Below are 18,716 nucleotides of genomic sequence, written 5' to 3' on the forward strand. Positions count from 1 at the left end.
AGGCCCGCCCGCTTCGAACTGCGGGGATTGAGGAGGCGGAAGGGGGATCGGCGGGAAGGGGAGATCGGGCGCATCGAAGCCTCGAGAGGTAAAAATAGAACTGAACCGTTCAGTTCAGTCTTGACTGATGCCGTCCAGATTGAGAAGTGTCAATCGTCTTCTCTCGGACCTGAAGAATTGCCGTTTCATGGTCAATACCCCCGGACGCTCGCGCATCAAGGAATCGATCGCGGCGTGCTTCTCCGGCCTCTGCAAGTCGCCGGACCGATCCAATGCCAAAGTCGCCCAGCTGATGGACGCAGCCCACCGGCTGTTTCTCGCGCAGCCCTATGACGCCGTCTCGACCGATGCCATCGCGCGCGCGGCCAAGGTGTCGAAGGCGACCCTCTATGCCCACTTCGCCAGCAAGGAGGCGCTGTTTGCCGCTCTGGTCGAGGAGCAGTGCATCGGCATCTCCGGCGACATCTGGACGGAAGGCAGAGCCACGGACGACATCGAGGCCGTGCTGAAGACGATCGCGCGCAATTTCGTCGGCATGTTCGTCACCGGCACCGCGATGGGGCTCTACCGCGTCATCGTCGCGGAGGTGCCGCGCTTTCCCGAACTCGGCCGCATCTTCTTCGAGGCGGGTCCGCGCGTGCTGCACGGTCGCATCGGCGCCTTCCTCCGGGAGGCCGACGCCCGCGGCCGCCTCGCCGTGCCCGATCCGCATCTCGCCGCCGTCCAGTTCCTGGCCCTGATTTCCTGCGAGATCCCGATGCACGAGATGCTCGGCCTCGAGCCGATGCGGGCCGCCGACGTGCAGAAGCGGGTCGACAGCGGCATCGCGCTCTTCCTCGCCGCCTACGCCGTGCCTGGCACCAATCCGTCGGCCGCTGCCTGAAGCGGCGCCAGGGCGCGCAGCATCGCTCTGGAGTGAGGCAGACAGGGCATTGGATCTGACGTCCCGCGGTCGCCAATTGGCTTCGTGCGCCTGACGCGCTACCCCGTCGGGCATCGCCCACGGAGTTCGCCCATGCGCCCGCCATCGCCGACCGAGCCGGAAATCCTTGCCTACCAGGCCCGAGTCGACGGCTTCTATCCGCCGGACGCGGTCGACGCCGCGATCGACCAGCAGCGCCGGTGGTATGACGAAATGTGCAAAGGTTTCGCCGCACCGCTGCCGGAGGGCCTCGCCGTCGAGGACAGTTTCCTCTGTGGCATTCCCGTCCGGTTCTATCGCCCGGCGCGGCGCACCGCGGTGGCGACGCTTCTCTATCTGCACGGCGGCGGTTTCGTCGTCGGCTCGCTCGACAGCCACCACGCCATCACCGCCGAGATCGCGGAGGCGGCCGGCGCCAAACTCGTTGCCGTCGATTACCGGCTTGCGCCCGAACATTGCCACCCCGCCGCGTCGGACGACGCCATGCAGGTGCTCAGGCAATTGCTGGTCGACGGCCGCCGCGTCGTGGTCATCGGCGACAGCGCCGGCGGCAACCTGGCTGCGGGCCTGACGGTCCGCGCTCGCTCCGAGGGGCTGTTCGGCGTGGTGGGACAGGTGTTGATCTATCCCGGCCTCGGCGGCGACCTCGCGACCGGCTCCTATGACGAGATGGCGGAGGCGCCAGGCCTCACCACCGCCGACGTCGCCTACTACCGCAGCGTCTACGCGGCCCGTGAGGACGACGTCGTCGCCCATCCGCTGCGGGCCCAGCGCTTCGAAGGCCTGCCGCCGGCCTACATCACCGCCGCACACTTCGATCCGCTGCGGGACGACGCCAGGCGCTATGCCGCGCGCCTCGCCGAGGCCGGCGTCGACGTCACCTTCCGCGAGGAGCCGCAGATGGTGCATGCCTGGCTGCGCGCCCGCCATCTCAGCCCGAGCGCTGCCGCTGCTTTCGACGCGCTGTGCAACGGTATCGCCGCGCTGGCGCGATGAGGACGAGGTGCCGAACGGCGTCCTATCCCTCGCGCCCTACATGAAATCGCGCGCGATCGTCCGTTCCCAGGTCTTGCGGTGGATCTCGGCGTCGCCCTCGAAGGCCACTGCCTCGGCCGAGATCAGCCAGTCGCTCGCCGTGCAGGCGATGCGCGCGACCGTCGTCGTCCGCGTCGACCACCCTTCGCGGACCATCTCGGTGATCCAGCGCGACTCGCCCGTCATCGACAGCGGATCGTCCGGGGCGATCGACCAGGTCTCGTCGCGCACCTGGCGGGTCGAGAGCCCGGTGTCCGGGTGCTCGAACAGGCCGGTGTCTTCCAGGATATGGTAGTGGGTGACGCCGGCGCCGAGGTCGCGCTCTACCGCCCGCCGCGTCACCGACGGCGCATGCTCGATGTAGGTCGGCAGCGGGTTCGGGTTGGCCGGCGCGGGGATATCGATCGTCCGGGCATCGCCAAGTAGGGGCAGGGACAGGACAAGCCCCTGGGTCTCGATCGTCACCCCGCCATCCGCCGGCCCCGGCAGCACCATCGGCCAGTAGGCGGTGGACAGTGACAGCCGCAGGCTGTGGCCCGCGTTGAAGCGGTAGCCGCAGGCATCGAGCGCAAGCTGCACGGTCACCGGCTCGCCGGGCGTCAGCGCTTCAGGCGCGGCATTGCCGCCGCGGTGGGTGAGGTTGAGGACGCCGAAGGCGACCCGCGTCGCCGTCCCGTCGGGATGCACGTCGACGAGGCGGGCGATGAGGTTGCCGGACGCGGTCTCCGGCGTCAGCGTCACGGAGAGACGGGGCTGGCCGAGGATCTCTATCGGCTCGGCGAGGACGGCGGTGTCGAACACCAGCGATCCGGCATCGTCCAGCCGCTGGTCGCCGGCCATCTCGGCGTCCGGCTTCAGCGTGAAGTACTCGCCCGACATCGTGCCGGTATCCTCGGGCGATTTGAGGTAGTGCGCCTCGGCGACGCCTGCCGCCGCCGTATCCATGCCGCTCGCCGCCGTCTCCGCCACAAGCGTCCGGCCAAGGTTTCCGTGCAACTCCAGCGTCTCCGGCGCCTTCCACGTCTCCACGGCCACCCAGCGGCCGGGATCCGCGTCGCGGCGGCGGGCCGGCTTCGGACCGTCGAGGATGTAGGCCCGTACCTGCGGCAGCGCCTCGATGCCGTTCTCGGTGCCCTTCAGCCAGCGGTCCCACCACTTTACGGCTTCGCCGAGGAAGTCCGTCCGCGGCTTCGGAAAGGCAAAATGCGGATACTTGTGCACCCACGGGCCGATCAGCGCCTTGGCGCGGTCGCCCAGTCCCTCGACCGCCTTCAGCGGCGTGTTGCGGTAGCCGTCGGCCCAGCCGGCGATCACCAGCGCCGGCACCGGGAAGCCGCCGAAATCCTCGCCGATCGAGCCATGCTGCCAGAACGCGTCGCGCCGCTGGTGCTGCAGCCATTCCTCCAGCATGAACGGCTCGCCCTCCAGCCGTTCCAGCCACATCGCCTTCCAGCGGTCGCCGACGATGGCAGGGTCCGGCGCGCGCGACTGGTAGGCCAGCATGTTCGACGCCCAGGACAGCTGCGCCGAAAGGTGGCATCCGTTCTTGTAGTGGATGTCGTCATTGTAGCGGTCGACGGTCGAGGCGAGCGAGATCACCGCCTTCAGCGCCGGATGTTTCAGTGCCGCCACCTGCAGGCAATTGAACCCACCCCAGGAGATGCCCATCATGCCGACGGCGCCGGAAGACCAGGGCTGCGCGACGATCCAGTCGATCACCTCCAGCGCGTCCGAGAGTTCGCGCGGCGTATACTCCCCGTCGATCACCCCGTCGGATTCGCCGGACCCGCGAATGTCGACGCGCACCCCGGCATAGCCTGCCTCGGCAAAGGTCGGATAGGTCGCTTCGTCGCGCAGGCAGGTCCCGTCGCGCTTGCGATACGGCAGGTATTCCAGCACCGCCGGAACGGACGTGGCGCCCTCCGGCATCCAGATGCGGGCGGCGAGCTTCGTGCCGTCGGCAAGCGGGATCCAGGTGTTCTCTATGACGCTGTAGGGCATGCGGGTCTCGGAGGCTGTGGGGGGATGAGGGATTTTACGATCGCACCGAAAGTCGACAAAAACCCGAGCAGCGCGCGCATCGACGACCGCCAGCCCTTGCTCGCATGATCTTGCCGTCCCCGTCGGGTTGCGATCGGCGCTGGGTTGGAAATCCGGCCTGTGCAGCTATTCGTCGGGAGCTGAGCCGCGTTTTCTCGCTGCTGCACGGGTTGGTAATGCCCGCGACGGAGGCATCAATTTTATCTGCAAGCAGGAGAGCGCCAGTATCAACAGTGCGCCGAAAGGCACTATCGACAACAGGATGATTTGGTCGACCGTCATCGATCCAACTCCCTCAAATGTCTGTACGCGACGATATGTATGACCCAGCTGGTGACAAAGCAAACCAGTGACAAGCTGACGCCCACCGCAATGCCAGTATGACCTTCGGGGGTGTCCAGGAGTGCTCTCGCCAGCGTGGTCAGTGTTCCGACAGCAAAGGTCGCAACGGCAATTCCGTTAAGAAACGTTGCCCGCAGTTTGATCTGCTCGCGTCCCGCCTCCGTAAGCGGGAGCCTGGGATTGGGAGGCATTGCGGCACTCCCCTAATTCCCCGCTGCCGCCATCCGCCGCTGGTCCCGCACCTCTTCCAGCCAGCCGACCCGCATCTCCGGCACCGACTTCAGCAAGAGGTCGGTATAATCGTCGAACGGCGGCTGCAGCACCTTCGATTTCGGGCCGAAGCGCACCAGCTTGCCGCGGTGCATCACCGCCACGCTGTCGGCGATGGCGCGCACGGTGGCGATGTCGTGGGTGATGAAGAGGTAGGAGACGTCCGTCTCCTTCTGCAGCCGCATCAGGAGTTTCAGGATGCCGTCGGCGACCAGTGGGTCGAGCGCCGAGGTCGGCTCGTCGCAGAGGATCAGTTCGGGTTTTGCGGCGAGCGCCCGGGCGATCGCCACGCGCTGCTTCTGGCCACCGGACAGCTCGGCCGGAAAGCGGTCGGCGAAGTTCCCGCCGAGCTCGATTTCCTCCAGCAGCTCGTTCACCCGGGCACGCTTGGCGGCCCCGCGCAGGCCGAAATAGAAAGTCAGCGGCCGTCCGATGATCTCGGCGACGGTGTGCCGCGGGTTCATCGCCGTATCGGCCATCTGGTAGATCATCTGGATCTTGCGCAGATCCTCGCGCTGACGGTCCTTGAGCTTGGCCGGCAGCTCGCGGCCCTTGAAGACGATACGCCCGTTCTGGGCGGGCAGCAACCCGGTGATCACCCGCGCCAGCGTCGACTTGCCCGAGCCGGACTCGCCGACGACGGCGAGCGTCTGGCCTTTCGGTAGGTGCATGGAGACGCCATGCAGAACGCGCAGGCCGGAGGGGTAGCCGGCGTCGACGTGGTCGATCGTCAGCAACCGGTCGCTCTGGTCTGGCGCCTCGTCCTTGGCGTTGTGACGGATGGCGACGAGCTTTTGCGTGTACTCCATCGCGGGGGCTTCGAGGATCTGCCGCGTGGTGCCGTATTCCACCGTCTTGCCGTGCTGCAGCACCATGATGTCGTCGGCGATCTGCGCGACGACGGCGAGGTCGTGCGTGACGTAGATCGCGGCCGTTCCGGTGTCCTCGATCGCCCGCTTGATCGCGACGAGCACGTCGATCTGCGTTGTCACGTCGAGTGCTGTGGTCGGCTCGTCGAAGACGATGAGGTCGGGCGAGGGGAGGAGCGCCATCGCCGTCATCGCCCGCTGCAGCTGGCCGCCGGAAACCTGGTGCGGATAGCGTCGGCCGAAGGTGTCGGGGCTCGGCAGGCCGAGAATTTTGAACAGGTGGTCGGCTTTCTTGCGCGCTTCATCGCGGGTCATCAGCCCGTGCTTCAGCGCCGCCTCGATCATCTGGTCGCCGAGCCGGTAGGCCGGATTGAACGCGGCCGCCGCCGACTGCGCGACGTAGCAGACCTTCGCGCCGCGCTGCTGGCGCAGGCCCTTGGCGCCGCAGCCGATGAGGTCGACGCCGTTCAGCGTCACCGTGCCGCCCGACAGCGTGATGCCGCCGCGGCCGTAGCCGAGGGCCGCAAGACCGATGGTCGACTTGCCGGCGCCGGACTCGCCGATCAGCCCGAGCACCTTGCCCTTCTGGAGGTCGAAGGAGACGCCGTGGACGATGGTGATGTCGCGCGGCGCCTCGCCGGGCGGGTAGATCCGCGCCTCGATCTTCAGGTCGCGGACGCGCAAAAGGTCGCCGGTCATCCGCGGCCTCCCTTCAGGCTGGAGGTCCGGTTCAGGAGCCAGTCGACGACGAGGTTGACGGAGATGGCGAGGAAGGCGATCGCCGCCCCCGGGATCAGCGCCGCCGAGATGCCGAAGATGATGCCGTCCTTGTTGTCTTTGACCATGCCGCCCCAGTCGGCGTCCGGCGGCTGGATGCCGAGGCCGAGGAAGGAGAGCGTCGACAGGAACAGCACCGAGAAGGCGAAGCGCAGACCGAACTCGGCCAGCAGCGGCGACAAGGCATTCGGCAGGATCTCGCGAAAAATGATCCAGCCGGTTCCTTCGCCGCGCAGCCGCGCCGCCTCGACGAAGTCCATCACCACGATGTCGGTCGCCACCGCCCGCCCGAGCCGGAAGACGCGGGTGCTATCCAGCACCGCCATCACCGAGATCAGGATCCACAGCTTCTGCGGCAGCACGGCCAGCACCACCAGCGCGAAGATCAGCGTCGGAATCGCCATCATCAGATCGTTCAGCCGCGACAGCGCCTGGTCGGTCCAGCCCTTCAGCACAGCGGCGGTGAACGACAGCAGCACGCCGAGCGAGAACGACAGGAGCGTCGCGCAGGAAGCCACGAGGATCGTCGTCTGGGCGCCGAAGATCAGACGCGAGAGAAGGTCGCGGCCAAGATTGTCGGTGCCAAGAAGGAAGGTCGCGCCCATCGGCTCCCAGACCTCGCCCACCACCTCGCGCTCGCCATAGGGCGCGATGTAGGGCGCGAAGAGGGCGCAAAAGAGCGCGAGGGCGATGCCGGCAAAGCCGATCCAGGCCGAGACGGGGATGCTGCGCAGGCGCATGTCAGGCCCTCACTTCGGGTGCCGGAGGCGAGGATTGAACACGATGGCGAGGATGTCGGCGATCATGTTGAGGACGATGTAGACGGCAGCGAAGAGGAGGCCGCAGGCCTGCACCACCGGCATGTCGCGGACGGTCACCGCGTCGACCATGTACTGGCCGATGCCGGGATAGACGAACACCACCTCGACGACGACCACGCCGACGACGAGGTAGGCAAGGTTCAGCGCGACGACGTTGATGATCGGCGCGATGGCGTTGGGGCCCGCATGCCGGGCAATGATCCGCATCCGGCTGAGGCCCTTCAGCTCGGCGGTCTCGACATAGGGGCTGGCCATGACGTTAAGGATCGCCGCGCGGGTCATCCGCATCATGTGCGCGAGCACCACCAGAACCAGCGTCGCGCACGGCAGGATGATCGCCTCGACCCGTTCGAGGAAAGGCATGCCGGAATAGACGGTGGAGGGGAAGGACACCCAGCCGAGGGTGATCGCGAACAGGAAGATGAAGAGGTAGCCGACGAAGAACTCCGGCAACGAGATCGCCGCCAGCGAGAAGATGTTGATGATCCGGTCCGGAATGCGGTCGCGGTACAGCACCGACAGCATGCCGAGCCCGATCGCCAGCGGCACCGAGACGAGGGCGGCGAAGGCGGCGAGGAACAGCGTGTTGCCGAGCCGGTTCGACAGCTGGTCGGAGATCGAGTTTTTCGACGCCCATGACGTGCCGAAATCGCCCTGGACGGCGCCGCCGAGCCAGGAGAGGTAGCGGGTCACCGCCGGCTGGTCGAGGCCGAGCTCGCGGCGAATGTTCTCGACCGCCTGCGGTGTCGCGGACTGTCCGAGATAGGTCTGCGCGAAGTCGCCGGGCAGCGCCTGGATGCCGAGGAACAGCACCAGGGATACGGCCCAGAGCAGGACGAGGCTGAGCACCAGCCGCTGCAGGATCATCCAGGCCAGCGGGTACTCGCCGCGCAGGCGCTGGAAGGCGGAGGCGCCGGGCCTTTCTGCGGCCGGTGGCGGCGCCGGAGCGGCGAGGACGCCTCCGGCTTGACCGGCCACCGCCAGCGGGTCACCCGCCGGCAGCCGGCCGGTGACGCCACTGGCATCGGAAGGCCCGAGCGCCATCAGGCTTCGAGCCAGACGCGCGTTGCGACGAAGCCGTTCGACATGTCGTTGCCGATGTCGTGGACGTAGCCCTTCACGCTCTTCTGAGCGGCATTCACGAAGTCGTTGAACATCGGCAGGATCACGCCGCCCTCGTCGCGGACCATCATCGCCATCGTCCGGTACATGTCCTTGCGCTTGGGCTCGTCGAGTTCGGCGCGGGCTTCGAGCAGCAGCTTGTCGAAGTCCTCGCGCAGGAAGCGCGTGTCGTTCCAGTCGGCCTTCGAGGTGTAGGCGGTGGTGTACATCTGGTCCTGCGTCGGACGGCCGCCCCAGTAGGAGGTGGAGAAGGGCTGGACGTTCCAGACATTGGTCCAGTAGCCGTCGCCCGGCTCGCGCTTGACCTCGATCTCGATGCCGGCCTTCTTGGCCGACTCCTGGTAGAGCACGGCGGCATCGACCGCGCCGGGGAAGGCGACGTCCGAGGTGCGCAGCAGGACCGGGCCGGAATGGCCGGACTTCTTGTAGTGGAAGGCCGCCTTGTCCGGGTCGTAGGCGCGCTGCTCGATGCCCTCAGGGAACAGCGCGTAGGTCTCGTTAATCGGGAAGTCGTTGCCGACCTTGCCGTAGCCGCCGAGGATGGTCTTCACCATCGCCTCGCGGTCCATCGCGTATTTCAGCGACATGCGCAGGTCGTTGTTGTCGAACGGCGCCGTGTTGCAGTGCATGATGAAGACGTAGTGGCCACGGCCCGACGTGTTCAGGATGTCGATCTTCGGCGAGCGCTTGAGGAGGCTCACGGTCTTCGGATCGACGCGGTTGATGAAGTGCACCTGGCCCGAGGAGAGCGCGGCGACACGCGCGGTGGCGTCGTTGATGACGATCATCTCGACCGAGTCCACGTAGCCGCGGTCCTGGCGCCAGTCGTTGGTGTTCTTCGAGAACGTCGCGCGAACGCCCGGCTCGAAGCTCTCCAGCTTGTAGGGGCCGGTGCCGATGGCGGCGTTCGGCTTGTCGACGCCGCCCTTCGGCTGGATGATCAGGTGGTAGTCGGAGAGCAGCAGCGGCAGATCGGCATTGCCTTCCGGCAAGGTGACGACGAGGTTGCCGCCGTCCGCTTTGATCTCGCCGATCGACTTCATCACGCCGAGCGCGCCGGACTCAGACTTCTCGTCGGTATGGCGCTTGAGGGTGGCGACGACGTCGTCCAGCGTCATCTCGCTGCCGTCGTGGAATTGCACGCCCTTGCGGATCTGGAAGGTCCAGGTCTTGGCGTCCGCCGAGGACTCCCAGGATTCGGCGAGCGCCGCCACCGGCTGGCCGGTCAGCGGGTCGCTTTCGACCAGCATATCGCCCCAGGTGCGGCCGATGACGAAGAGCACCTGCGACAGGTACTTGGCGGGGTCGAGCACGTCGGTGGCGGCGCCACCCTCGAGGCCGAGCTTCAGCACGCCACCCTTGACCGGGGTCTGCGCCGAGGCGCTGGTCGAGTAGAGCGATCCCGCAGCGGTCAGGCTGACGCCAGCCGCCAGAGCCCGCCCCATGAACTCGCGACGGCTCATGCCGCTGCGGGTCACCTCGGCGGCGAGAAACTTCAGGTAATCGCTCATGCTCGTCTCCTGGAAGGGCTCTGCAAGACCCTTGGCGAGCGGCCATGGAGGGTCTGTTTCAAGGGTTGACTGGTGTTCACTGGCTCGAAGGGGACGCTATCCATCCCGCGATTTTCCAAGCAGTCCACGTGCGACATCAAGTGTCGTGTTTAACAATCAAATATTGACAGCGAATAAATTCAGTATCGAAGTTGGAATATGCGTCAAAATCAGGCGATCGGTGCCGCTTTATGTTGCAATGCGGTGGTGATAGACATCGCGGTCAAGACGGAAGCGCTCCATTAGACGATGTCTACTGGTTTCTTCTTGCAGCCCGGGCGGTGGAGGGGCTGCTGCCGTAGCGTTCACGAAAAGCGCGGGCGAAGGCGGAAGCGGAATGAAATCCGCAGCGTGCTGCAACAGACGACATATCGTCACAAGTTTCAAGCACCATTCGTCGTCCGGCTTCCAGCCGCATCCGGCCGTAGAACGCCCGCGGCGACAGCCCGACATGCTGGTGGAACTGAGCCTCCAGCGTCCGGACACCGATGCCGAGGCGAGCCGCAATCTCGCCTATCGGCAGCGGCCTGTCGATCCGCTCCTCCATCGCCCGGATGGCCGCGGCGACCCGCGGCTCGTACCAGCCGAGGCTGCCGAGCGAGACGCTCGGCTGCGGGTCCTCGCCGGTGTGCGCGCGGTCGTAGATGAAGACGCTGGCGACGCTCAGCGCCAGCGCGTAGCCTTGCCGGATGCGGATGAGGTCCAGCATCATGTCGAGAGCGGGAGAGGCGCCGCCGGTGGTGAAGCGGTCGCCGTCGACGACGAAGCGGCTCGGCTGGACATCGATCCCGGGAAACCGCGCCGCAAAGTCCTCGAGGTCCTCCCAGTGCGTCGTCGCCCGGTGTCCCTCGAGGAGGCCCGCCAGCGCCAGCACCCAGGCGCCGGCCTCCACTCCGCCGAGCGCCGTCCGTCGCCGCCCCGCGGCCCGCAAGCCGCGCAACAGGGCCGGCGTCGCGTGCCGCAGGACGTTGAAGGCGGCGACGACGATCAGCGCCCCGGCGTCCGAGTCCGGCTGGAAAGCCGCGTCGACGTCGATCCGCAGGCCGCTCGACGTGGTAATGGCGTGTCCGTCGGGCGAGACCAGCCGCCAGCGGTAGAGTTCGCGGCCCGCCACGCGGTTCGCCGCCCGCAGCGGTTCCAGCGTCGAGGCGAGCGACAGCAGCGAGACGTCGGGAAGAACGAGAAGGTCGAGCGAAAGGGCTTGCTCGCTCGGCGAAAAGATCGATGCCATGCGCATAGCGTATCAAACCCAGCGGGTTTGGTATCGCGGTTGCCGTGGATTTTCGGCACGATCCTCGGTGTCAGGAACCGGCATGGCCGAGAGGGATCAGCACACATGGCATTGGCGATGAACCGCGACGTCTTCATCACCGCGGCGGTCACCGGCGCGGGCGACACCACCGGACGGTCGGCAAAGGTGCCGGTGACGCCCGCCGAGATCGCCGCCGCCTCCATCGAGGCCGCCGAGGCAGGCGCCGCCATCGCCCATATCCACGTCCGCGATCCCGCGACCGGGCAAGGCTCGCGCGACCTCGCGCTGTACCGCGAGACGGTGGAGATCATCCGCGCCTCGAACGTCGACGTGATCATCAACCTCACCGCCGGCATGGGCGGCGACATCACCTTCGGCTCGGTCGAGAACCCGCTGCCGCCGGCGACCGTCGGCACCGACATGGCCGGTGCCACCGAGCGGCTCGCCCATGTCGCCGAGCTGCTGCCGGAGATCTGCACGCTCGACTGCGGCACGATGAATTTCGGCGAGGGCGACTACGTCATGACCAATACGCCGGCCATGCTGCGCGAGATGGCGCGGCAGATCCAGGCGCTCGGCGTGCGGCCGGAGATCGAGATCTTCGACACCGGCCATCTGGTGCTCGCGAAGTGGCTGGCCGGGCAGGGGCTGCTCGACGATCCCGTCCTCGTCCAGCTCTGCATGGGCATCCCGTGGGGCGCGCCGGACGACATCGGCACCTTCATGTCGATCGTCAACAACCTGCCGAAGGATTGGATCTTCTCGGCCTTCTCGATCGGCCGCAACCAGCTGCCCTATGCGGCGCTCGCCGCGCTCGCCGGCGGCAATGTCCGCGTCGGCGTCGAAGACAATCTCTGGCTCGGCAAGGGCGTGCTGGCCTCCAACGGCGACCTCGTCGCGGCCGCCAAGACGACGCTGACCTCGATGGGCGCGCGGGTCATCGGCCCGGCCGAAACGCGCGAGAAGCTGAAACTCAGGAAGCGGGCTTAACACCATGACCGGATTCACCAAAGCCGCCGTCATCGGCGGCGGCGTCATCGGCGGCGGCTGGGTCGCCCGCTTCGCCCAGAACGGCCTCGACGTCGCCGTCTACGATCCCGACCCGGAGGCCGAGCGCAAGCTCGCCGGCCTGATGGAGAATGCCGCGCGGGCCTTCGCGCAGCTGGTGCCGGGACCGAGGCCGACCTTCGGCACGGTCCGTTTCGTCGCGACGCTGGAGGAAGCGGTCAGGGATGCCGACCTGATCCAGGAGAGCGCACCGGAGCGCCTGGACCTCAAGCAGAAGATCCTCGGCGAGATCGACGCCCATGCCCGGCCCGACGTGCTGATCGGCTCGTCCACCTCCGGCCTGCTGCCGTCCGACCTGCAGGCGAACCTCCAGCACCCCGGCCGGCTGTTCGTCGCCCACCCGTTCAACCCGGTCTATCTCGTGCCGCTGGTCGAGCTCGTCGCCGGCAAGGCGACCGATGCCGCCGTCATCGACATGGCGCGCGGTTTTTATGCCGGGCTCGGCATGAAGCCACTGGTGGTGCGCAAGGAGATCGACGCCTTCATCGGCGACCGTCTGCTCGAGGCGCTCTGGCGCGAGGCGCTGTGGCTGGTCAACGACGACGTCGCCACCGCCGAGGAGATCGACGACGTCATCCGCTACTCGTTCGGCCTGCGCTGGGCGCAGATGGGCATCTTCCAGGTCTACCGCATCGCCGGCGGCGAGGCCGGCATGCGGCACTTCATGGCGCAGTTCGGGCCTTGCCTGAAATGGCCGTGGACCAAGCTGATGGACGTGCCGGATCTCACGGACGCGCTCGTCGACAAGATCTCCGACCAGTCCGACGCCCAGGCCGCAGGCCTCTCCATCCGCGAACTCGAGCGCATCCGCGACGATAACCTCGTCGCCATCATGCATGCGCTCGCGCGCCAGAACGAAGGTGCCGGCTGGGGTGCCGGTGAGCTGCTCAACACCTACGAGGCGCACCTCGCCGAGACCGCTCTCGCCAAGCCCGTCGATCCCAAGGCAGTGGGAGCGTTTGCGCATCCTTCTGCCCCCGATCCGTCGCAGCCGCTTTCGCTGCACCGGGCGACTGTTCTGCCGGGCTGGGCGGACTACAACGGCCACATGACCGAATATCGCTACCTGCAGGTGCTCGGCGACGCCACCGACGCGCTGCTCGCCCACATCGGCCTCGACAAGGCCTACCTTGCCGGCGGGCACAGCTTCTACACCGCCGAGTCGCACCTCCGGCACCTCAAGGAGTGCAAGGTCGGCGCGGTGCTGGGCGTCGCAACGCAGGTCGTCTCCACCGACCCGAAGCGCCTGCACATCTTCCACACCGTCACCAACGCCGCCGGGGACGCGGTTGCGACCGGCGAGCACCTGCTGCTGCACGTCGACACGGCGAGCGGCAAGGTCGTGCCGGCGGAAGGCGCGATGGCGGCGACGCTGGTCCAGCTGGCGGAGGCCCATGCGGGTCTCGCGCGGCCCGAGGCGGCGGGGCGGTCGGTTGGGCAGAAGCGGTAGGCGGCAGACGCCGGGATTTCGGAGAAGCCGAGGGGTCACCGCCGATCGCCTCGTCTTGGCAGGGAAAGAAACGGCAGGGACCGTCGTTCACGTCTGATGAACGCCGAGCCCTCCGCCCCCGCTGCCGCCTTTCTCGTCGCCGAGTGGCCGTTTCCGACCGCCGCGGCTTTCGGGTCGGCGGTGCGCGCCAAGGGTATCGAGCGGGAAATCCTCGCCAAACTGCCGTTCCCCGATCGCAAGCGTCTGACGCGGGCGGACGACGTCTTTCGCCTCAGCATTCCGTCGGAGGAGAAAGACCGGTTCGAGCATGCTTCGGTCATCGTCGCCGCGACGCTGGTGGGCATAGCGGACCTGCCGCTGCTGCCGCGCGAAGTCGATGACATCCTGACCATCGCGCCGCGCGAGCGGCTGCGGTGGACCAAGGACGGACGCCTGCAGAGCGCGGGGACCCGCACCGTGAAGCTGCGCGGACGCGCCAAGGCGGTCACCTTCCACGTGTTCGATCCCCGGCACATCGAGGACGTGCTCGACCGCGACCGGCCGGCCCTCTGGCGCGAGGAGGACAAGGCCGCCAGCGCAGAGGCCCGAAGGCGGGGTGCCGGCAAGGCCGCCCTGACGCGCGCCGGAAAGGGCGCCCCCAAGACGCCGGCACGCCGGAAGCCCCACTCTCAGGAGCCGATGGCGTCCGACCTGAAGGGGTGGGAAGGTTTCGCCGACGAGGGCTTGTTGCGCTGACCCCCCAGCGTTGCCCCGGTCATCACCGCGTCGCCGTCACCGTGTTCGCCGGATCCGCCATCCCCGGTTTGAACGGGATCAGGCTCAGGGTCTCGAACAGCATCTGTGCGCCGGCATGCGCCGTGTTGGTCGTCGCGTCATACTGCGGGGCCACCTCGACGACGTCGCCGCCGATGATGTCGATGCCGGCGAGGCCGCGAATGAGGGCCTGCGCCTCCCGCGTCGACAGGCCGCCGATCTCCGGCGTGCCGGTGCCCGGCGCGAAGGCGGGATCGAGGCTGTCGATGTCGAAGGAGAGGTAGACCGGGCCGTCGCCGACGACGCGCTTGGCCTGTTCCGACAAGGCGGCGAGGCCGATGCCGGCGATCTCCTCGGCATGAACCACCGTCATGCCGGATTCCAGCGAGAACTCGTAGAGATATTCCGCCGTGCCGCGCATGCCGATCTGGATCGTCCGCTCGGGGTCGAGCACGCCCTCGAGCACCGCCTGGCGGAACGGTCCGCCATGGTGGAACTTGCAGCCGTCGAACATGCCGCTGGTGTCGCAGTGTGCGTCGATGTGGATCATGCCGACCGGCCGTTCTCGGCCGAGCGCACGCAGGATCGGCAGCGAGATCGAATGGTCGCCGCCGACGGTCAGCGGGATCACGCCGGCCGCCTGGATCGTCGCGATCGCCGCGGCGATGTCCTCGTGCGACTTTTCGAGGTCGAAGCGGCTGCGGAAGGGCACGTCGCCGATGTCGGCGATCTTCAGTTCGGCCGATGGCATGGTGCGTAGGACGTGGTTGTAGGGCCCGACGCGCTCGATCGTGCGCAGCGCCCGCGGACCGAAGCGCGAGCCGTTGCGGTTGGTGACGCCGAGATCCATCGGCGCGCCGATCAGCGCGACGTCGAGGTCCGAGAGGTCCGGCGCCGGCCAGGTGACGGCCCGGTAGGGCGCGTCTAGCAGCGTCGGCAGGCCGGCGTACGGCGCGACGCGGGTGCCGCTCGGGCTGATCTGGTGGGCGGCGACCGCGGCGAAGTGCGGATCGTAGAGAGCCGCCTCGTTGACGCCGGAATAGCGCTCGCGCAAGCGGTCGAGACGGGACTTATCCATGGACGCTCTCCGGGGTGCGGGCAGGGGCGTCGAACATCTGACGCGCCTTGACCAGCCGTTCGCCGAGGCTGGCGATACGCTCTGCCGAGACGTTGGCGAAGGCGATGCGCAGGTGCGCGTCCTGGCCTGCGCCGAAGAAGCTGCCGGGGAGGGTGACGACGCCGAGCTCCCGCGCCAGCCTTTCGGCGACGACGGCCGAGGGCGTGCCGTGGAACGGATGCCGGACATAGGCGAAATAGGCGCCGACCTGCTCGATCCGCCAATTCGGGTGATCCGCCATGGTTTTCCGGAAGACGTCCGCGCGCGTCAAAATCTCCGCCCGCTTCTCCTGCCGCCAGTCGGCGAGCGCGGTGATCGCCCAGACGAGGGCCGGTTGCGGCGGGCGCGGGGCGCAGATCTGCAGGCAGTCGAGCACTTTCTCGGCCTGGTCGAGGAAGCCCGCCGAGGCGGTCATCGCACCCATGCGGTGGCCGGGAATGGCGTAGGATTTGGAGAAGGAATAGAGGCAGACCAGCGTCTCGCGCCAGCCGTTCCGCTGGAAGAGGTCGTGCGCCGGGGCCTGCGATTCCGGCATGAAGTCGCGATAGGTCTCGTCGAGGATCAGGAAGATGCCGTGCTTCTGGCAGATCGCGAAGATCTCCGCGATCAGCGCCGGCGGGTAGATCGCCCCGGTCGGATTGTTCGGCGAGACGAGGGCGACTGCCCTGACCTTGCCGTCGATCAGGCTCTCGATGCGGGCGGGGTCGGGCAGGAAGCCGTCCTCGGCCCGCGTCGGCAGCGCCCGGGTCTCGATGCCCAGCATGTCGAGCGTCATGGTATGGTTGAAGTAGGAGGGCGTCGGCAGGATCACCGCGTCGCCGGTCTTCGCCACCGTCATCATGGCGACAAAGAAGGCCTGGTTGCAGCCCGCGGAGATGCCGGTTTCCGATGGGATGATGCTGGTGCCGTAGAGCGCCGAGACGTGTGCGGCATAGGCGTTGCGCAGCGCGGTGTCGCCGAGGATCGGGCCGTAGCGCGCGGCATCGTCGCTGCCGGCGGCTTCGGCAAGCTTGGCCAGCATCGCCGCGGGCGGCGCCTCGCCGGGCACCGCCTGGCTGAGGTTGATCAGCGGACCGTGGCTGCCGTCATAGCCCGCGGCCCAAAGCGCGGCCTGGCCGATCGGCGGGGCGGCGACGCGTGCGAGAAAGGGATTGGTCATGCTCTGTCCTTGCCGTCCAGAAAGGCCCGGATGATCGCCCGGTGCCGGTCTGCGTCGTAGCTGGCGAAGTGTCCGGCATGCACGAGACGCACCGGCAGCGCCAGCAGCCGCTCCATGCTTTTCACATAATCGGCGGCGTTGGAATGGTAGGTGTCCTCGATCAGCGGCCCGTCGTAGACGATGTCGCCGGAAAACAGCAGGCCGCTCGCCGCTTCCCAGAGCGCGATTCCGCCGGGCGAATGGCCGGGGGTGTGGATCACCTCGAAGTGGCGGTCGCCGAGATCGATCACGTCGCCGTCCGCCAGCAGCCGCGTCGCTGGCGCCGCCTTCACCGCATAGGTCGCGGAAGCATAAGGCAAAGGCGGCAGGCGTTTGAAGATGGCGTCGGTGACGTAGGGATCGGCAAGCGTGTTCGCCCGTGTCGGCGCGGCGAGAAGATCGGCTTCCGCCGCGTGCACGCAGCGGCATTCGAACTCGTGATGACAGCCGACATGGTCGAAATGCGTGTGACTGGCGACCGCCTGCAGCGGCCGTTCGCTGACGAGCGGGATCTGCTCCCGAAGGCTGACGACGCCCATGCCGCTGTCGACCAGCATGTCACCATCGCGGCCGCGAACATGCCAGATGTTGCAGCGGTAGAACGGCTCGATGAACGGCTCGTAGATCCAGGTGACGCCGTCGGCGAGGCGGCGCGTCTCGTACCAGTCGAGCGCTGAGGCACGCTCCATTCTCAGCGGCGTCCGGAAGCGTGATCGGGCATGCGAATCCTAAGGCTTGGCACCTCGGCGTCGCTTTCGCGGCAGCACTTTGGTGCGTCGTCTTTCATCGCCCGCCAGCCTGCTGCAAATCGTCCCGCCGGACAAGCATTCCCGTACTGCAGTTCCTTCAAACTGCTGCCTAGCGGGCTTCTTCCACTGCAGGCGGGCAACTCCCGCGGTGGCAGCGCTTGACGCGTCGCCGCCGCGCCCGCTTATGTGGCAGCCATTCAGCGCCGCTGTCCGGGAAATGCCCATCGAGGGCAAGGCGGAACGGACGAAAATCCGTGCGGCCGGTCGACCGGCACGCCGGCAGGGGAGGATCGACATGGCATTCACACGGCGCACCATCCTGTCGCTCGGCACCGCGGCCGTCGCCGCGGGAGCATTAGGCCTGCCGCGCCGGGCGCGGGCGGCCGACACCATCACCGTGCTGAACTGGCAAGGCTACGGCACCGACGAGGCCTGGGCGCTGAAGATCTTCTTGGAGCAGACCGGGATCGAGGTGGTCAGCGACTACTTCAATTCCGAGCCGGAAATGCTGACCAAGCTGCGGACCAATCCCGGCGTCTACGATGTCGTCCTCGTCAACTGCGCCCGCACCCAGCAGGCGGTCGCCGACGGACTGCTCGAGCCGATCGATTTCGCCCAGTTTGCCAACGCTTCCGGCCTGTCGCCGCAGCTGCGCGACAACCCGGACCTCATCGCCGACGGCAAGACCTATGGCGTCGCCTGGGTCTGGGGCATGAACGCGCTGGCCTTCCGGACCGGGACGCAGAAGCCGGACAGCTACGCCGCGCTCGCCGACCCCGTGCATGCCAAGAAGGTCGGTCTCTACGACGACGCGGTCACGGCGGTCGCGGTCGGCGCCTTCATGACCGGGCAGGACATGAACGATCCGAAGGATCTGCCGGCGGTAATGAAGACGCTGAAGGACCTGAAGCCGAACGTGCGCACCATCTGGTCGAGCGAGGACCAGTGGAACAAGGCCTTCTCGGCCGGTGAGTTCGACCTCTCGGTCTACTGGTCCGGCGCCTCGGTGCGCTCGCAGCGAAATTTCAAGCTGCCGGTCGAGTTCGTGGTGCCGAAGGAAGGCGCCATCGGTTGGTTCGACAGCCTCGCCATTCCCGCGACGTCCGAGAAGAAGGACAGCGCGGCAAAATTCATCGACTACATGATCAGCCCGGACTTCTACACCGAATGGGCGACGAAGATCGGCGCGCCCGCCTCGGCAAGCGCGGCGGCGATGGAGAAGCTGCCGGCGGACGACGTCAGCCGCCTCGTCCACAAGCCGGAATATCTGACGTCGATGAGCTTCATGGCGCCGATCCCGGACGAGCGGCGCGAGGCGTTCGCCAGTCTCTGGTCCGAGGTGAAGGCGTTCTATGCCAGCTGAATTGGGGGCGTCAGCCGC

The 18,716-nt window shown here is 67.4% G+C and carries 15 protein-coding genes; 6 read left to right on the forward strand and 9 right to left on the reverse strand.

The genetic code is table 11. The annotated features are described in order from the left end of the window. Window positions 1-187: 187 nt before the first annotated feature. Both ACZL02_RS04730 and ACZL02_RS04735 read left to right on the forward strand, forming a co-directional pair. Window positions 188-883, forward strand: a complete 696-nt coding sequence (locus tag ACZL02_RS04730) for a TetR/AcrR family transcriptional regulator (protein ID WP_472939004.1) — start codon at window positions 188-190, stop codon at window positions 881-883. A 132-nt stretch (window positions 884-1,015) separates the two neighbouring features. Further along, on the forward strand, window positions 1,016-1,918 hold the full coding sequence (locus tag ACZL02_RS04735) for an alpha/beta hydrolase (protein ID WP_472939005.1): 903 nt from the start codon (window positions 1,016-1,018) through the stop codon (window positions 1,916-1,918). Between the two features lie 36 nt (window positions 1,919-1,954). Here ACZL02_RS04735 and ACZL02_RS04740 read toward each other — a convergent pair whose 3' ends face one another. From ACZL02_RS04740 to ACZL02_RS04765, 6 genes are all read right to left on the reverse strand, one after another. Next, complete coding sequence (locus ACZL02_RS04740) at window positions 1,955-3,958, reverse strand: CocE/NonD family hydrolase (protein WP_472939006.1); 2,004 nt, start codon at window positions 3,956-3,958, stop codon at window positions 1,955-1,957. A gap of 584 nt (window positions 3,959-4,542) precedes the next feature. Continuing rightward, a complete protein-coding gene (locus ACZL02_RS04745; RefSeq protein ID WP_472939007.1) occupies window positions 4,543-6,177 on the reverse strand; it encodes an ABC transporter ATP-binding protein in 1,635 nt (544 codons plus the stop codon). Then, entirely contained in the window at window positions 6,174-6,995 is an 822-nt protein-coding gene (locus tag ACZL02_RS04750; RefSeq protein ID WP_472931713.1) for an ABC transporter permease, read from the reverse strand. The genes ACZL02_RS04745 and ACZL02_RS04750 overlap by 4 nt, the downstream gene beginning before the upstream one ends. Window positions 6,996-7,004: 9 nt before the next feature. Next, the gene (locus tag ACZL02_RS04755; protein WP_472939008.1) at window positions 7,005-8,120 is read right to left on the reverse strand and encodes an ABC transporter permease; all 1,116 of its coding nucleotides are present in this window, start codon (window positions 8,118-8,120) and stop codon (window positions 7,005-7,007) included. Then, entirely contained in the window at window positions 8,120-9,709 is a 1,590-nt protein-coding gene (locus tag ACZL02_RS04760; RefSeq protein ID WP_472939009.1) for an ABC transporter substrate-binding protein, read from the reverse strand. The genes ACZL02_RS04755 and ACZL02_RS04760 overlap by 1 nt, the downstream gene beginning before the upstream one ends. Window positions 9,710-10,001: 292 nt before the next feature. Beyond that, the gene (locus ACZL02_RS04765; RefSeq protein WP_472939010.1) at window positions 10,002-10,979 is read right to left on the reverse strand and encodes a GlxA family transcriptional regulator; all 978 of its coding nucleotides are present in this window, start codon (window positions 10,977-10,979) and stop codon (window positions 10,002-10,004) included. A 105-nt stretch (window positions 10,980-11,084) separates the two neighbouring features. Here ACZL02_RS04765 and ACZL02_RS04770 point away from each other — a divergent pair, with 105 nt between their 5' ends. From ACZL02_RS04770 to ACZL02_RS04780, 3 genes are all read left to right on the forward strand, one after another. Beyond that, on the forward strand, window positions 11,085-11,990 hold the full coding sequence (locus ACZL02_RS04770; RefSeq protein ID WP_472939011.1) for a beta-keto acid cleavage family enzyme: 906 nt from the start codon (window positions 11,085-11,087) through the stop codon (window positions 11,988-11,990). Window positions 11,991-11,994: 4 nt separating this feature from the next. Beyond that, complete coding sequence (locus tag ACZL02_RS04775; protein ID WP_472939012.1) at window positions 11,995-13,518, forward strand: carnitine 3-dehydrogenase; 1,524 nt, start codon at window positions 11,995-11,997, stop codon at window positions 13,516-13,518. 96 nt (window positions 13,519-13,614) lie between these two features. After that, window positions 13,615-14,253 (forward strand): hypothetical protein, encoded by a 639-nt coding sequence (locus ACZL02_RS04780; protein WP_472939013.1) that lies wholly within the window; start codon window positions 13,615-13,617, stop codon window positions 14,251-14,253. Window positions 14,254-14,275: 22 nt separating this feature from the next. Here ACZL02_RS04780 and speB read toward each other — a convergent pair whose 3' ends face one another. Genes speB through ACZL02_RS04795 form a run of 3 tightly spaced genes read right to left on the reverse strand, consistent with a single transcriptional unit; the run spans window position 14,276 to window position 17,275 of the window. Continuing rightward, window positions 14,276-15,349 carry an agmatinase gene (gene speB / locus ACZL02_RS04785; RefSeq protein WP_472939014.1) on the reverse strand — a complete coding sequence of 358 codons (1,074 nt, stop codon included), beginning with the start codon at window positions 15,347-15,349 and terminating at the stop codon, window positions 14,276-14,278. Next, window positions 15,342-16,547: an aminotransferase gene (locus ACZL02_RS04790; protein WP_472939015.1), complete on the reverse strand. Its 1,206-nt coding sequence runs from the start codon at window positions 16,545-16,547 to the stop codon at window positions 15,342-15,344. The genes speB and ACZL02_RS04790 overlap by 8 nt, the downstream gene beginning before the upstream one ends. After that, complete coding sequence (locus ACZL02_RS04795) at window positions 16,544-17,275, reverse strand: MBL fold metallo-hydrolase (protein ID WP_472939017.1); 732 nt, start codon at window positions 17,273-17,275, stop codon at window positions 16,544-16,546. The genes ACZL02_RS04790 and ACZL02_RS04795 overlap by 4 nt, the downstream gene beginning before the upstream one ends. Before the next feature lie 355 nt (window positions 17,276-17,630). Here ACZL02_RS04795 and ACZL02_RS04800 point away from each other — a divergent pair, with 355 nt between their 5' ends. Continuing rightward, window positions 17,631-18,698: an ABC transporter substrate-binding protein gene (locus tag ACZL02_RS04800; RefSeq protein ID WP_472939018.1), complete on the forward strand. Its 1,068-nt coding sequence runs from the start codon at window positions 17,631-17,633 to the stop codon at window positions 18,696-18,698. Window positions 18,699-18,716 lie beyond the last annotated feature (18 nt).

The sequence above is a fragment of the Mesocryomonas fontinalis genome, from assembly GCF_055730125.2.

Bases quoted from the DNA above. Each gene is read 5' to 3' on its own strand.
- ACZL02_RS04730 (WP_472939004.1), top strand. From the start codon at position 188: ATGGTCAATACCCCCGGACGCTCGCGCATCAAGGAATCGATCGCGGCG.
- ACZL02_RS04735 (WP_472939005.1), top strand. From the start codon at position 1,016: ATGCGCCCGCCATCGCCGACCGAGCCGGAAATCCTTGCCTACCAGGCC.
- ACZL02_RS04740 (WP_472939006.1), bottom strand. From the start codon at position 3,958: ATGCCCTACAGCGTCATAGAGAACACCTGGATCCCGCTTGCCGACGGC.
- ACZL02_RS04745 (WP_472939007.1), bottom strand. From the start codon at position 6,177: ATGACCGGCGACCTTTTGCGCGTCCGCGACCTGAAGATCGAGGCGCGG.
- ACZL02_RS04750 (WP_472931713.1), bottom strand. From the start codon at position 6,995: ATGCGCCTGCGCAGCATCCCCGTCTCGGCCTGGATCGGCTTTGCCGGC.
- ACZL02_RS04755 (WP_472939008.1), bottom strand. From the start codon at position 8,120: ATGGCGCTCGGGCCTTCCGATGCCAGTGGCGTCACCGGCCGGCTGCCG.
- ACZL02_RS04760 (WP_472939009.1), bottom strand. From the start codon at position 9,709: ATGAGCGATTACCTGAAGTTTCTCGCCGCCGAGGTGACCCGCAGCGGC.
- ACZL02_RS04765 (WP_472939010.1), bottom strand. From the start codon at position 10,979: ATGGCATCGATCTTTTCGCCGAGCGAGCAAGCCCTTTCGCTCGACCTT.
- ACZL02_RS04770 (WP_472939011.1), top strand. From the start codon at position 11,085: ATGGCATTGGCGATGAACCGCGACGTCTTCATCACCGCGGCGGTCACC.
- ACZL02_RS04775 (WP_472939012.1), top strand. From the start codon at position 11,995: ATGACCGGATTCACCAAAGCCGCCGTCATCGGCGGCGGCGTCATCGGC.
- ACZL02_RS04780 (WP_472939013.1), top strand. From the start codon at position 13,615: ATGAACGCCGAGCCCTCCGCCCCCGCTGCCGCCTTTCTCGTCGCCGAG.
- speB (WP_472939014.1), bottom strand. From the start codon at position 15,349: ATGGATAAGTCCCGTCTCGACCGCTTGCGCGAGCGCTATTCCGGCGTC.
- ACZL02_RS04790 (WP_472939015.1), bottom strand. From the start codon at position 16,547: ATGACCAATCCCTTTCTCGCACGCGTCGCCGCCCCGCCGATCGGCCAG.
- ACZL02_RS04795 (WP_472939017.1), bottom strand. From the start codon at position 17,275: ATGGAGCGTGCCTCAGCGCTCGACTGGTACGAGACGCGCCGCCTCGCC.
- ACZL02_RS04800 (WP_472939018.1), top strand. From the start codon at position 17,631: ATGGCATTCACACGGCGCACCATCCTGTCGCTCGGCACCGCGGCCGTC.